The 13733-nt window shown below is 61.9% G+C and carries 11 protein-coding genes and 2 tRNA genes; 9 read left to right on the top strand and 4 right to left on the bottom strand.

Going from position 1 to position 13733, the window contains the following annotated elements:
* Nucleotides 1-4: 4 nt before the first annotated feature.
* Together Q7T45_RS28200 and Q7T45_RS28195 are read right to left on the bottom strand one after the other, a co-directional pair.
* Entirely contained in the window at nt 5-1087 is a 1083-nt protein-coding gene (locus Q7T45_RS28200) for an enolase C-terminal domain-like protein (protein WP_304875407.1), read from the bottom strand.
* 10 nt (nt 1088-1097) lie between these two features.
* Nucleotides 1098-2405: a multicopper oxidase family protein gene (locus Q7T45_RS28195; protein WP_304875406.1), complete on the bottom strand. Its 1308-nt coding sequence runs from the start codon at nt 2403-2405 to the stop codon at nt 1098-1100.
* Between the two features lie 149 nt (nt 2406-2554).
* Between Q7T45_RS28195 and Q7T45_RS28190 the strand changes: the two genes are divergently transcribed.
* The 5 genes from Q7T45_RS28190 (at nt 2555) to lon (ending at nt 9522) form a co-directional block, all read left to right on the top strand.
* Nucleotides 2555-2639 (top strand) — tRNA-Leu (locus Q7T45_RS28190).
* A 172-nt stretch (nt 2640-2811) separates the two neighbouring features.
* Entirely contained in the window at nt 2812-4173 is a 1362-nt protein-coding gene (gene tig / locus Q7T45_RS28185) for a trigger factor (RefSeq protein WP_304875405.1), read from the top strand.
* Between the two features lie 288 nt (nt 4174-4461).
* Complete coding sequence (locus Q7T45_RS28180; protein WP_304875404.1) at nt 4462-5094, top strand: ATP-dependent Clp protease proteolytic subunit; 633 nt, start codon at nt 4462-4464, stop codon at nt 5092-5094.
* A 418-nt stretch (nt 5095-5512) separates the two neighbouring features.
* The gene (gene clpX / locus Q7T45_RS28175) at nt 5513-6787 is read left to right on the top strand and encodes an ATP-dependent Clp protease ATP-binding subunit ClpX (protein ID WP_027537232.1); all 1275 of its coding nucleotides are present in this window, start codon (nt 5513-5515) and stop codon (nt 6785-6787) included.
* Nucleotides 6788-7095: 308 nt separating this feature from the next.
* Nucleotides 7096-9522: an endopeptidase La gene (lon, locus tag Q7T45_RS28170; protein WP_304875403.1), complete on the top strand. Its 2427-nt coding sequence runs from the start codon at nt 7096-7098 to the stop codon at nt 9520-9522.
* Between the two features lie 120 nt (nt 9523-9642).
* On the opposite strand, the gene Q7T45_RS28165 is transcribed toward lon, so the two are convergent.
* Nucleotides 9643-9909 carry a hypothetical protein gene (locus Q7T45_RS28165; protein WP_304875401.1) on the bottom strand — a complete coding sequence of 89 codons (267 nt, stop codon included), beginning with the start codon at nt 9907-9909 and terminating at the stop codon, nt 9643-9645.
* A gap of 374 nt (nt 9910-10283) precedes the next feature.
* On the opposite strand from Q7T45_RS28165, the gene Q7T45_RS28160 reads away from it, so the two are divergent.
* The 4 genes from Q7T45_RS28160 to Q7T45_RS28145 all read left to right on the top strand — a co-directional run bounded on the left by Q7T45_RS28160 (nt 10284) and on the right by Q7T45_RS28145 (nt 12862).
* Nucleotides 10284-10712, top strand: a complete 429-nt coding sequence (locus tag Q7T45_RS28160) for a hypothetical protein (protein ID WP_304875400.1) — start codon at nt 10284-10286, stop codon at nt 10710-10712.
* A gap of 316 nt (nt 10713-11028) precedes the next feature.
* A tRNA-Val gene (locus tag Q7T45_RS28155) sits at nt 11029-11105 on the top strand.
* 592 nt (nt 11106-11697) lie between these two features.
* Nucleotides 11698-11997 carry a hypothetical protein gene (locus Q7T45_RS28150; protein ID WP_304875398.1) on the top strand — a complete coding sequence of 100 codons (300 nt, stop codon included), beginning with the start codon at nt 11698-11700 and terminating at the stop codon, nt 11995-11997.
* A 1-nt stretch (nt 11998) separates the two neighbouring features.
* Nucleotides 11999-12862: a class I SAM-dependent methyltransferase gene (locus Q7T45_RS28145; protein WP_304875395.1), complete on the top strand. Its 864-nt coding sequence runs from the start codon at nt 11999-12001 to the stop codon at nt 12860-12862.
* A gap of 169 nt (nt 12863-13031) precedes the next feature.
* Here the strand turns inward: Q7T45_RS28145 and pepT are convergent.
* On the bottom strand, nt 13032-13733 hold a 702-nt coding region (gene pepT / locus Q7T45_RS28140; RefSeq protein WP_304875393.1), incomplete at its 5' end, for a tripeptide aminopeptidase PepT.

Here is a 13733-nt window from a genome sequence, read left to right as displayed (position 1 = left end):
TCGCTCACACCAGATATTTGGTCACTTCCGTCTCGTTCCAGGTCAGCCCAAGGCCGGGGCCTCGCGCCGTCACCGTGCCGTCGACGATCCTGATGGGTTCGGCCAGAACGGCGCGGGCGAGGTCCAGCACCTCGAGCCAATGCGCGGTTGGCGTCACCGCCAGCATGTGGGCGCTGGCCTCGGCAAACAGGTGGCTGGACATCGGGATCGAGGCGGCCTCGGCCTGACCGGCGATGCGGAGCCAGCCGGTGACGCCGCCGCACTTCATCAGGTCGGGCATGATGAAATCGGACGCGCCGGCGGCGATCGCTTCGGCAAAGCCGCGCGGAAACCACCAGTTCTCGCCGGCCTGAATCGGGGTCGGGGACATTTCCCGCACCTTGGCGTGGCCGAGCAGGTTTTCCTGCGCTACCGGCTCCTCGATCCAGTGCAAATCGTAGGGCGCCAGCCGTTCGATACGGCGGGTCGCCTCAGCAGGATCGAGCGATTGGTTGAAGTCGATCATGAGCGCGATGTCAGGGCCGATGAGGTCGCGAACCCCTTTGACGACGCGCTCGTCATTGGCGGCATCGCCGTCGCCGCCCTTGATCTTGATGCCCTTGAAGCCTTGGTCGAGGGAGCGCTTGAGGTCTTTGGCGTCGGCCTTGGGATCGACCACGCCGTAACTGTCATAGGCCCGGATCGGCCGCGGCGAGCCGCCGAGCAGGGTGGCCAGCGGCTGGCCCGCCGCCTGGCTCAGCGCGTCCCAGAACGCCATGTCGAGGCCGGACACCGCCATGCCGACCAGTCCCTGCCAGCCGAGCAAGCGGAATTTGGCATCCATCGCCGCCATCAGGTCGACTGGCGCGATGGCCTTGCCGGTGAGGTCGCGGCCGATCTCCTCGATCAGCAGCACCAGCGGTTTCAGCGTCAGCCGGGCGTAGGCGAAGATGTAGGAATGTCCGGTAACGCCCTGATCGGTCTCGACATCGATCAGCACCAAAGGGGCGGCTTCGATCACGCCGAAGGCGTTTTTGACCGGCCGGTTGATCGGCGCGACGACGGCGCGGGCCCTGACGCTGCGAATGGTGAGAGTGGTTGTGCTCATGCTGGGTTCCTCACTCGACACTGTACCACCTGACGAGGCGGGGCGCCGCCCAGTCGGTGGCGACGGATTCCATCAGCCAGCGGCCGGCATATTCGGCCAAAAATGCGATCCGCTGGGTCTGGCCGGGCTCGATCGCCAGCGTGTCCAGCCAGAACGGCTTCCAGCCGTCGTCGAGCCGGTCGAGCAGGCGGAAATGATGGCCATGGAGATGGAACACGGTGGCCAGTTCGGCGCGGTTGGTCAGGGCCAGCACCACGACGCGGCCCGCCTTGGCGCGGAACACGGGAGCGGCGGAATTGACAAAATTCGCCGGGGTCACCCAATCGGCTGGTGGCCCGCCGAGGGCCAGGTCGATCCGCGCCGCGCTCTTGAGATCGAGCCGGTCTGGCAAGCCGTTGGAGGGCAGTGCCGGAGCGGGCATCCGCGGGGCGCGCCGTTCCACATAGCCTGAGATCGCGAGGGTTCCGATCGGATGGGCTTGCTTGCCATCATGGAGCACGATCGACGACGTCGTCCTCGTTTCGACAAACGCGTCGACGCGCCCCCCGGGGGCCAGCACCAATGCGCCGTTGCGGGCGAGGAACGGTTCGGAGGGCTGGCCGTCGATTGCCATGACGCGGAGGTCGTGGTTTTCCAATTTAACCGCCAGAACAGTGCGTTGCGAGCCATTGATAAAGCGGAGGCGCAGCCGCTCATTGCCGAAGGCTGAGAGCTCGAATGCGGTGCGGCCGTTAAGGGTGTAAATCGGCGCGGTACCTTCCGGATCCATCCCCGGCGCGATCGCGGTTCCGTCCGGGCGCAACCGCCAGTCCTCGATCAGCAGCACCTCGTCGCGATCGACGGCCACCGGCTCGCTCTCGCTTACGATCAGCGCCCGGGCCCCGGATGGGCGCGCCTGACCGTCGCCAAGCAGCCGGACGTCGCACAGGAAGGTGCCGGCGTGACGCAAGGGAATCACTAGCGTTTCCTTGGCCCCTGATGGCAGCGGCGCCCGCGCCGCCAGCGGTTCGGCGGCCGGGACGCCGTCGATCCCGCGCCAGCTGGTGGCGGTGGGAACCGGAAGTGCGTTTGCGAGCGCGACCTCCAGCGTCTCGCCGCGCCTGAACCTGAGAGCCGTGCCAGATGCCGGTCCCCCAAGCGTCCAGATCGGCGTTTCCGGCGCTCCCGCGCGCAGAGCGATAACGCCGTCTTTGGCCTGCAGCGCCAGCGATGGGCGCGCCTGGGCCGCCGCGATCGCGGGCAAGGCCGGGGCGAGGGCGGTGGCGCCCAAACCGGCCAGGAACTCGCGTCGGTAAAGCCGGAGATTGCGATCTGCCATCGCCGATCCCGACCATTTTTGGCTTGAGAAGTCCAGTCGCCACAGCTACGTCCTGAAGGCTCGAAAACGGCCATTTTTTTGCTGCGAACCGGTGCGCCCATGTTATAAGCCCGCCGCCCGCCGCATCGCGGCCGAACGAGATGCTAACAGCGGGCGTGGCGGAACTGGTAGACGCGCTGGATTTAGGTTCCAGTGACGATAGTTGTGGGGGTTCGAGTCCCTCCGCCCGCACCAAGCGCTGACTGCGTTTGCAAAGGATTGCTGGAGGACCTGTCTCCAAAGGGGTGTAACCTCTGACGAAATGGGGCCGCCGAACCACCGGCGCAGGTTTCAAAACCTCGCGCCGACCAGATTGACAATGTCCGGGCCGCGAAAGGCCGGACCAAGCGGGAAGAAGATGGACGCCATGCAGGTCACAGAAACCCTCGTCGAGGGCTTGAAGCACGAATTCCAGATCAGCGTTCCCGCATCGGATCTCGATGCCAAGGCGGACGTCAAGCTGGTTGAGCTCAAGGACAAGGTCAAACTCAACGGTTTTCGCCCCGGCAAGGTGCCGGTGAGCCACCTCAAGAAGGTCTATGGCCGCTCCGTGATGGCCGAGACCATCGACCAGACCATCCGCGACACCAACACGCAGATTTTTACCGAGCGCGGCTTTCGCCTCGCCACCGAGCCCAAGATCACGATGCCCACGGAGGCCAAGGAGGTCGAGGACATCCTGGCGGGCAAGTCCGATCTAACCTACACCGTCTCGATCGAGGTGGTGCCCGCGATCGCGCTGGCCGATTTCAAGAGCTTTACCGTCGAGAAGCCGGTCGTTGAAGTCACCGACGCCGACGTCGACGAGGCCATCAAGCGCATCGCCGACCAGAACAGGCCCTACGCCGCCAAGGCCGAGGGCGCCAAGGCCGAAACCGGCGATCGGGCCACGATCTCCTTCAAGGGCAGCATCGACGGCGTGCCGTTCGAGGGCGGCACCGGCGAGGGCATCCAGGTCGTGATCGGCGCCGGGCAGTTTATTCCCGGCTTCGAGGAGCAGCTGATCGGCATCGCGGCCGGCGAAACCCGCACCCTGAAGGTCTCGTTCCCGAAGAACTACGCCAGCGAGAAGCTCGCCGGCCAGGCGGCCGAGTTCGAGACCACCGCGACCGCGATCGAATCGCCGCAGGACAGCACCGTTGATGACGAGTTCGCCAAGACGCTCGGCCTCGAATCGCTCGACAAGCTGAAGGAAGCCGCGCGCGAGCGGCTGGTGGCCGAATTCGCCGGCGCCACCCGCCAGAAGGTCAAGCGCATGCTGCTGGACCGGCTCGACGAAGCCCACCGCTTCGAGGCCCCGCCGTCGCTGGTCGAGGAAGAGTTCAACCTGATGTGGAACTCGATCAAGGCCGAGATGGAGTCCGGCGGCAAGACCTTCGCCGATGAAGACACCACGGAAGAGGCCGCCAAGGAAGAATACCAGAAGATCGCCGATCGGCGGGTCCGGCTCGGCCTGGTGCTGTCCGAGATCGGCGAGAAGAACAAGATCACGGTCACTGACGACGAAGTCAGCCGCGCGGTGATCGAGCGCGCGCGCCAGATGCCCGGCCGCGAGAAGGAAGTCTGGGACTACTATCGCAGCAATGCCAATGCGCTGGCCCAGCTTCGTGCACCGATCTACGAGGACAAGGTGGTCGATTTCATCCTCGAATTGGCCAACGTGACCGAAAAGAAGGTCACCCGCGAGGACCTCTACAAGGACGACGACGCGGAGAAGAGCGCGGCCTGACCTGACAGATCTGTCAGGCCGGCGTTAAGGTTGAGGAGCGAAACCGGCATGGCGACGGCATCCGTCGCTATGCCCGGCCGTGCGAATCAGCTTCAACTGCACCGAATTCCGCACGCTTTTGCCCCGGTCTTGTTACCGGGGAATTGGCCCATATCTGAGCCATGTCTTTTTAAGCCATGTCTCTTCTAAGCCACGTCCTTGAAGTCCTGCATCACGGGACGTTCGTCCATGCCTGGCAAATCTCCCGCTTGGCTGATGGGTGTCCGCCTCCAAAACCTTGGGTGAACAATGCGCGATCCGGTCGAAACCTACATGCAACTCGTGCCGATGGTGGTCGAACAGACCAACCGTGGCGAACGCGCCTACGACATCTTTTCGCGCCTCCTGAAGGAACGCATCATCTTCCTGACCGGACCGGTCGAGGACGGCATGTCGACGCTGGTGGTCGCGCAGCTGCTGTTTCTCGAGGCCGAGAATCCGAAGAAGGAAATCTCGATGTACATCAACTCGCCCGGCGGCGTGGTGACCTCGGGCCTTGCGATCTACGACACGATGCAGTTCATCCGTCCGCCGGTGTCGACGCTTTGCACCGGGCAGGCGGCTTCTATGGGCTCGCTGCTGCTGGCTGCCGGCCACAAGGATATGCGCTTTTCGCTGCCGAATTCGCGCATCATGGTGCACCAGCCCTCCGGCGGCTTCCAGGGCCAGGCCACCGACATCATGCTGCACGCCCAGGAAATCCTGAACCTGAAGAAGCGGCTCAACGAAATCTACGTCAAGCACACCGGCCAGACCTTCAAGGCGATCGAGGATGCGCTGGAACGCGACAAGTTCCTCACCGCGGACATGGCTCGCGACTTCGGCATTGTCGACAAGGTCATCGACAAGCGCCAGGAAGAGCCGACGCCCAAAACCCCGTAATTGACCGGCGCGTCGACCTGAAGTCACCTCGCCGGTGGACCATTCCGGCCGCCGGCGGGACATCTATGCCCCCAAATGGGCGGCAAGTTCCGCTTTCGTGCTGGTTTGGCGGCGTGGCAATCGCGCAACGCCCTGATGATTTCGGCAGGCTCGCCTCGCGTGAAAGCCGCAAATCACGGTATTGTCACGGGTACCGACGGTCCGGACAATTAGCGAATTCTTGATAGTCGGGTGCGACCATGGTTGGCTAGCTGGGTTAGGTTATGCTTGCTGGGGATTCGAGTTAGCCGCGATTCGTGCGGTATCTGAAGCTAGGGTCTTTTTTGGTACGGATTTTGCTCTATCTAGAACTTGTGCCGGCCAAGTGCCGGAATGGGACGATCGAGCGGACGAGATCGAACGGCGGACGGAGATAAGAATGAGTAAGGTCGGCACGAGCGACTCCAAGAACACGCTGTATTGCTCGTTCTGTGGCAAGAGCCAGCATGAAGTCCGCAAATTGATCGCGGGTCCCACCGTATTCATCTGCGACGAATGCGTTGAGCTGTGCATGGACATCATCCGGGAGGAAAACAAATCCTCGCTGGTGAAGTCGCGCGACGGCATCCCGACCCCGAAGGAAATCTGCAAGGTCCTCGACGATTACGTGATCGGCCAGAGCCACGCCAAGAAGGTGCTCTCGGTCGCCGTCCACAATCACTACAAGCGGCTCAATCACCAGACCAAGCACAACGACGTTGAACTCGCGAAGTCGAACATCCTGCTGATCGGTCCGACCGGCTCGGGCAAGACGCTGCTGGCGCAGACGCTGGCGCGGATTCTCGACGTGCCGTTCACGATGGCGGATGCGACCACGCTGACCGAAGCCGGCTATGTCGGCGAGGACGTCGAGAACATCATCCTGAAGCTGCTGCAGTCGGCCGACTACAATGTCGAGCGCGCGCAGCGCGGCATCGTCTATATCGACGAAATCGACAAGATCAGCCGGAAGTCCGACAACCCCTCGATCACCCGTGACGTCTCGGGCGAGGGCGTGCAGCAGGCGCTTCTGAAGATCATGGAAGGCACGGTTGCGTCGGTGCCGCCGCAGGGCGGCCGCAAGCATCCGCAGCAGGAGTTCCTGCAGGTCGACACCACCAACATCCTGTTCATCTGCGGCGGCGCCTTCTCAGGCCTGGAGAAGATCATCTCCGCGCGCGGACGCTCGACCTCGATCGGCTTCGCGGCCCAGGTGCTGGCGCCGGAAGACCGCCGCACCGGCGAAATCTTCCGTCACGTCGAGCCCGAGGATCTGCTGAAGTACGGCCTGATCCCGGAATTCGTCGGCCGCCTGCCGGTGGTCGCCACGCTGGAGGATCTCGACGAAGCTTCGCTGAAGAAGATTCTGACCGATCCGAAGAACGCGCTGGTGAAACAGTACCAGCGGCTGTTCGAAATGGAGAATATCGAGCTCACCTTCGCCGACGAGGCGCTTGGCGCGGTTGCCCGCAAGGCGATCGAACGCAAGACCGGCGCGCGCGGACTGCGCTCGATTCTCGAAAGCATCCTGCTGGAGACCATGTTCGATCTCCCGGGTCTGGAAGGCGTCGAAGAGGTCGTCATCTCGCGCGAAGTCGTCGAGGGAACCGCTCGTCCGCTTTACATCTATGCCGATCGTTCCGATCGCGCCGTCGAGAGCAGCGCCAGCGCCTGAGGGCGCGTCCGCGTGCTGTCGGATTAAGTTTTCGTAAGCGTCGGCCGCCGGTTTCGGCGGCCGCTGGTAGCGTAGGCTTTTATCCGCGTTGGCCCCTGTTGGCGGGCTCTTTCCTGCGACTTGACACCCCCATGGCCGATAGCCACCTAATGCTATCGGTGATGAAAACCTGACCGTAAGATTCGCCGCACACGATCCGGAAAACGAGGCCACGACGTGGTCATCCGAGCCGGAATTGACAGGCACCTTGTGGCGGTTGCGCAAGCTCGCGGACTGCGTGCAGGGGGGCACAACAAAAGGAACAGGCCATGACGCCTCCGAAACCCCGGCCATCTATCGTTCACGGCGAAAGCCACTCCTATCCGGTGCTGCCGCTGCGCGACATCGTGGTCTTCCCGCACATGATCGTGCCGCTGTTTGTCGGCCGCGAGAAATCGATCCGGGCGCTCGAAGAAGTCATGAAGAATGACGCGCTGATCATGCTCGCGACGCAGAAGAATGCGTCGGACGACGATCCGAACCCGGACTCGATCTACGAAACCGGCACGCTCGCCAGCGTGTTGCAGCTGCTCAAATTGCCCGACGGCACCGTCAAGGTGCTGGTCGAGGGGCTCGAGCGCGCACGCGTGCAGAAATACTCCGACCGTGCGGAATATTACGAGGCGACCGCGACAGCGCTCGCCGACACCGACGCCACGTCCGTCGAGGCGGAAGCCCTGGCGCGCTCGGTCGTGTCCGACTTCGAGAGCTATGTGAAGCTCAACAAGAAGATCTCCGCCGAAGTGGTCGGCGTGGTGCAGGCCATCACCGATTTTGCAAAACTCGGCGACACCGTGGCCTCGCATCTCGCCGTCAAGATCGCCGATCGCCAGGGCATCCTGGAGACGCTGTCCGTCACCGCGCGCCTGGAGAAGGTGCTCGGCCTGATGGAGAGCGAGATCTCTGTGCTCCAGGTGGAGAAGCGCATCCGGACCCGCGTCAAGCGGCAGATGGAGAAGACCCAGCGCGAATATTATCTCAACGAGCAGATGAAGGCGATCCAGAAGGAGCTCGGCGACGACGAAGGCCGCGACGAGCTGGCCGATCTGGAAGAGAAGATTGCCAAGACCAAGCTTTCCAAGGAAGCACGCGAGAAGGCGCAGCACGAGCTGAAGAAGCTGCGCCAGATGTCGCCGATGTCCGCGGAAGCCACCGTCGTGCGCAACTATCTCGACTGGCTGCTGTCGATCCCGTGGAACAAGAAGTCCAAGGTCAAGAAGGATCTGGCCGCGGCCCAGGCCGTGCTCGACAACGACCATTACGGTCTGGAGAAGGTCAAGGACCGCATCGTCGAGTATCTCGCGGTGCAGTCGCGCGCCAACAAGCTGACCGGACCGATCCTGTGCCTGGTCGGGCCTCCCGGCGTCGGCAAGACCTCGCTCGGCAAGTCCATCGCCAAGGCGACGGGGCGCGAATTCGTGCGCGTTTCGCTCGGCGGCGTGCGGGATGAAGCGGAGATCCGCGGTCACCGCCGTACCTATATCGGCTCGATGCCCGGCAAGATCATCCAGTCGATGCGCAAGGCGAAGACCTCGAACCCGCTGTTCCTGCTGGACGAGATCGACAAGATGGGCGCCGATTTCCGCGGCGATCCGTCGTCGGCTCTGCTCGAGGTGCTGGACCCCGAGCAGAACGGCACCTTTGCCGATCACTATCTCGAGGTCGATTATGATCTCTCCAATGTGATGTTCATCACGACCGCGAATACGCTGAATATTCCGGGACCGCTGATGGACCGCATGGAGATCATCCGGATCGCCGGCTACACTGAGAACGAGAAGGTCGAGATCGCGCGCAAGCATCTGATCCCGAACGCGATCGCCAAGCATGGCCTGGATTCCAAGGAATGGTCGATCGACGACGACGCGTTGCTCTTGATGATCCGCCGCTACACCCGCGAAGCGGGCGTGCGGAACCTCGAACGTGAGCTCTCGACACTCGCCCGCAAGGCGGTGAAGGAGCTGATGATGTCGAAGAAGAAGTCGGTCAAGGTCACCGAGAAAACCCTCGAGGAATTTCTCGGCGTGCCGAAGTACCGCTACGGCGAGATCGAGAGCGAGCCTCAGGTCGGTATCGTGACGGGCCTGGCCTGGACCGATGTCGGCGGCGAGCTGCTCACCATCGAAGGCGTCATGATGCCCGGCAAGGGCAAGATGACGGTCACGGGCAATCTGCGCGACGTGATGAAGGAGTCGATTTCGGCGGCGGCATCCTATGTCCGCTCGCGCGCCGTCGGCTTCGGCATCGAGCCGCCGCTGTTCGACCGCCGCGACATCCACGTCCACGTTCCCGAGGGGGCCACCCCGAAGGACGGACCGTCGGCCGGCGTTGCGATGGCGACCGCGATCGTTTCCATCATGACCGGCATCCCGGTCCGGCACGATGTCGCCATGACTGGCGAGATCACGCTACGTGGTCGCGTGTTGCCGATCGGTGGCCTGAAGGAGAAGCTGCTGGCGGCGGCCCGTGGCGGCATCAAGACGGTGCTGATCCCCGAGGACAACGCCAAGGATCTCACGGAGATTTCCGATGCGATCAAGGGCGGCATGACCATCATCCCGGTGGCCCGGCTCGACGACGTCGTCTCCAAGGCGCTGGTGCGACCGCCGGTGCCGATCGTCTGGGAAGAGGACACCAAGGTGCCGGTGAAGACCGATGCCACGGATGAGGCGGCGGGTGGCCTGACTGCGCATTGAGCCGTTCCGGCTTGCAATGAGACATTAGCGGCGCCCCGAAAGGGGCGCCGCTTTCTTTTTGCGCCGTTGCCCGACTTGTCGCCAGAGGGCAGGACAGCGGTAAACAGGCGTGGATAATCTTCACTGCATAATGCGATGAGCCAATGCTTTGCACGCTGCTTCAACCGTCATTTCTGAAACCTTTCCCGCTACCTTCCCAGCAGCCGCTTCGACAAAATATCCGGCGGCGCCTCCGGCAATCTTGCCTACAGTTTCACTAATCGTGTTCCTTCTTTCACGCTTTTTCTTTTCCTTTGTTATGTGTTCGCCAAATCTAAAAAGTGCTCCCCGCAACTCCGATGGAAAAGGTACCCAAGTCCGGTCCGCGACGAAAAGGTAGCCGAGCAAGTATCCGCTAAGAAACAAAACAAAAAACCAAATTGCGACAAACGCGAAGGCAAGGCTAGCGATGTCCCTTAACTAGTGGGCGTGCTTATCCACTTTTTGCGGGCCTCAGTGTCGAGATGGCCTCTGGTTACATTGGTTCAACGCGACAGAATCGCGACCTTCCCGCACGGGAGAAGACTGCCACGAAGAAGCACGGACGTTCCAATCCAACAGAAGAGGCTTCAGACCCATGGGATTTGATAGTTAGAAATTTGCGGCCTTGGAATAGCTATTGGACGTGGCGGGACAAGCCCATTGGAGAACGCGCGGCCGCTCAGGACATCCTCCGCGAAGTAGGTTGCAAGGTCGACGGGCTTGTCTCACGGGAAATGGGTTTGGACCCTCCGGACTGCGAAGCGATGGTTGACGGGCAGTGGTCTGGAATTGAGATCACAGAACTAGTGGATCAGAAGACTCTTGAACGTTCACTCAAGGCCTTGAAGCAGCGCGCTATCGGCAAGGAGCCAGAAAGGCCTGAAGGATATTTTGTTTGGGGAGCAGTCGATCTCATCTCTAGACTCCAAGAGCACATCGACTTGAAGGACAATGCGCGCTTAAAAGGAGGACCGTACGAACGCTACATCCTCCTCATTCACTCCGATGAAATGTTCTTGGACCGCGAAAGCGTAAGTCGCTTCTTGACCGGGGCGACCTTTCGCGCACGGATGATTTCCGATGCATTTTTGGGATTGTCATATCATCCCGGGGACGAAAATTTCCCAGGTAGGTGCCCTGTCTTTCGTCTGTCGCTAGCGCCTTATTGATTCGGTTCGAATGGCTCGGTATTTTCCCGGCCGACTCAACAAGCTGACAGCACGGACCATCGTCACATTTCAGTCGATTTGTCGCCGCCTGCATCGCTTGCGTTCACCGGGTGGGGGGCGCTAAACAGGCGTCGAGGGCGGCTAGCTCAGCTGGTTAGAGCATCTCGTTTACACCGAGGGTGATGATAAGCTAAATATTTGATTAGAATCAGCTATTTAGGTCAATGAATCTGTTGCGCAACAGAATCAAAAGCTCAATGAAATCAATGGGACGAACAATTATTTTCGTTTTCCGAGAGTGTCTTACCGACACTGAGGGCGGTTAGCTCAGCTGGTTAGAGCGCCTGCTTTACACGCAGGATGTCGGCGGTTCGAATCCGTCACCGCCTACCATTGCTATTCGGCAAGACAAATTAAGCGGCCCCGGTCGCCCGTCTGGAGCATTCGTGACTGTAACACTGAGGGATCAGAATACGGCGACTGAGCTTCCCCAACCGTCCGGGAATTCTGCACCCAGTTCGGCAACGGTCATTCACGGTCGACTGATCCCCGCCCAGCAACAGATACTTCTCTACTCCCCCGAAGACTGGGAGCAATTCACTCTGGAATGGGTCCACTTTCAGAAAACGAAATACAAAAAAGTCGTTCGGTTCGCTGGTGCTAGCGATATGGGTGTCGATGTCGCTGGGTTCACCGACGCTGCCGGATTCCAAGGTGTGTGGGACAACTATCAGTGCAAGCACTATGACGATCCGCTGACGCCAAGCACCGCAATCCCTGAAATCGGTAAAATGCTGTTTCACTCGTTCGAGAGGCGTTTTGTTGCGCCTACACCGAGAGGGTCGGCGGTTCGAATCCGTCGCCGCCTACCAGCCTTCGCCCGCTGCGCGGGCTTTGGCTGGGCAAGCCAGCGATCGCGAAGCGAAGACTGTCGCGCCGAAGTTGCGAAGCAACCAGGCGGAGTGTTCATACCGGAGGTCCGCGCATGAGAGTTTTCCTCGCCGCCATTGTCATCGCGTCACTGGCCGGGCCCGCTTTTGCCCAGAGCGCACCCATCCCCAAATACGGGGAACTCGAGGGCAAGAAACCGCACGAGCTCAAGGCCGAAAAGGAAGCCGAAGCAGCCTACCAGAAGTCGCTGGGCCGCATCCCCGTCCCCGAGCAGAAGGCTTCCGACCCCTGGGGCAACGTGCGCAGCGACAGCGCGCCCAAGACGGCTCCGTCCAAGGCTGTTGCGAAGGATCCGGCTGCGAAGCGGGCCAAAGCCGATGGCGCGGCGAAATAGCGTGACGGATACACCGACAGGCCACGATCTCAACGCCGATCAGATCGCCTATTGGAACGGGCCCGCCGGCCAGCGCTGGACCGACCGGCAGGCGTCGCAGGACGTCCTGCTGGCGCCGGTCTCCGGGCTCCTGATCGACCGCGCCGCGGTCAAGGCAGGCGAGCGGATATTCGACGTCGGTTGCGGCTGCGGCGGCACCGCCATCGCGCTGGCGCAGCTGGTTGGCCCGGCCGGGCACGTGCTGGGCATCGACATCTCGGCGCCGATGCTGGCGCGGGCGCGGCAGGTTGCGCCCGCGGGCCTGCCGGTCGAGTTCGTGCTGGCGGACGCCACGGTCTATCCGTTCGAGCCTGCCAGCTTCGATTTGCTGGTGTCGCGGTTCGGCGTGATGTTCTTCGCCGAGCCGGTGGTTGCCTTCGCCAATATGCGCCGGGCGCTGAAGCCGTCGGGACGGCTGGCCTTTGCCTGCTGGCGCGAGCCCCGCGAAAACCCGTGGATGATGGCGCCGCTGCAGGCGGTCTACCAGCACGTGCCGAAGCTGCCGCCGCAAGGGCCTGACGATCCTGGCCCGTTTGCCTTCGCATCCGAGGCGCGGGTGCATCGCATTCTGGGCGAGGCCGGATTTTCCGGCATCGCCATGGAGGCCTGTGCGCTCTCGCTCGATATCGCGATCGGCAAGGGTCTCGATGCGGCGGTGGAGGCGGTGCTGGAAATCGGCCCCGCCCATCGCGCGCTGGAAGGTCACCCGGCTGAGGTCGTTGCCGCCGCGAAGGATTCGATCCGCGAGACGCTGGCGCCGTTCTCTAAAGGTAACATGGTAACGCTTGGCGGATCGATCTGGATCGTGACGGCAAGGGCTTCGTAAGGGGCGCTGCGCCCCTCGAATTTATCTCTAAGGATTTCAATAGCTTAGCAAAGGGAATTCCATGGGGTAACCCATTGATATCATTAGACATTCATATTTGACGGTATCTAGATAGGGTTGCCCTATCTGTGCATGGGGTTGTTTTCGATATTTTTGTATCGAGGCCCCCTTAAGCCCGCTCCTCAAAAATCATGGCCAGATGCACGATGGTCTGCACGGCCTTTTCCATGTCCTGCACGCTCACCCATTCCAGCCGCGAGTGAAACGCGTGCTCGCCGGCAAAGATGTTGGGGCAGGGCAGCCCCATGAATGACAGCCGCGAGCCGTCGGTGCCGCCGCGGATGGAAGTCTTGACCGGCGTGAGGCCGGCGCGGCGGATCGCCTCCATCGCGTTGTCGATGATCTCAGGGTGACGGTCGATCACCTGCTTCATGTTGCGGTATTGCGGCTTGATATCCAATCGATACGTCGAGTGCGGGTAGTCCCTCATCACGTCCTTGACGATGCTTTCGAGCAGGGCTTCCTTCTCCTTGAGACCCTCGTCGGTGAAGTCGCGCACGATGAAATCGATCGTGGCTTGCTCCAGCGCGCCTGAAATGCCGATCGGATGCAGGAAACCCTGCCGGCCCTCGGTGGTCTCCGGCGAGCAGGTATCCCTGGGCAGCCGCTCGACGATCGCGGCCGCGATCTTGATGGCGTGCTCCATCTTGCCCTTGGCGAAGCCCGGATGGGTGCTGACGCCCTCGATGGTGAGGGTCGCGCCATCGGCGGAAAAGGTTTCGTCCTCGATATTCCCGGCGATTTCGCCGTCCATGGTGTAGGCGAAATCGGCGCCGAGTTTCTTCAGGTCGGCCTTGTCGACGCCGCGCCC

It is taken from the genome of Bradyrhizobium sp., assembly GCF_030646015.1.
In the GTDB taxonomy this organism is placed as follows: Bacteria; Pseudomonadota; Alphaproteobacteria; order Rhizobiales; family Xanthobacteraceae; genus Bradyrhizobium.
The sequence above is the reverse complement of the archived record's forward strand: the minus strand, read 5'-3'. Positions and strand labels throughout refer to the sequence as shown.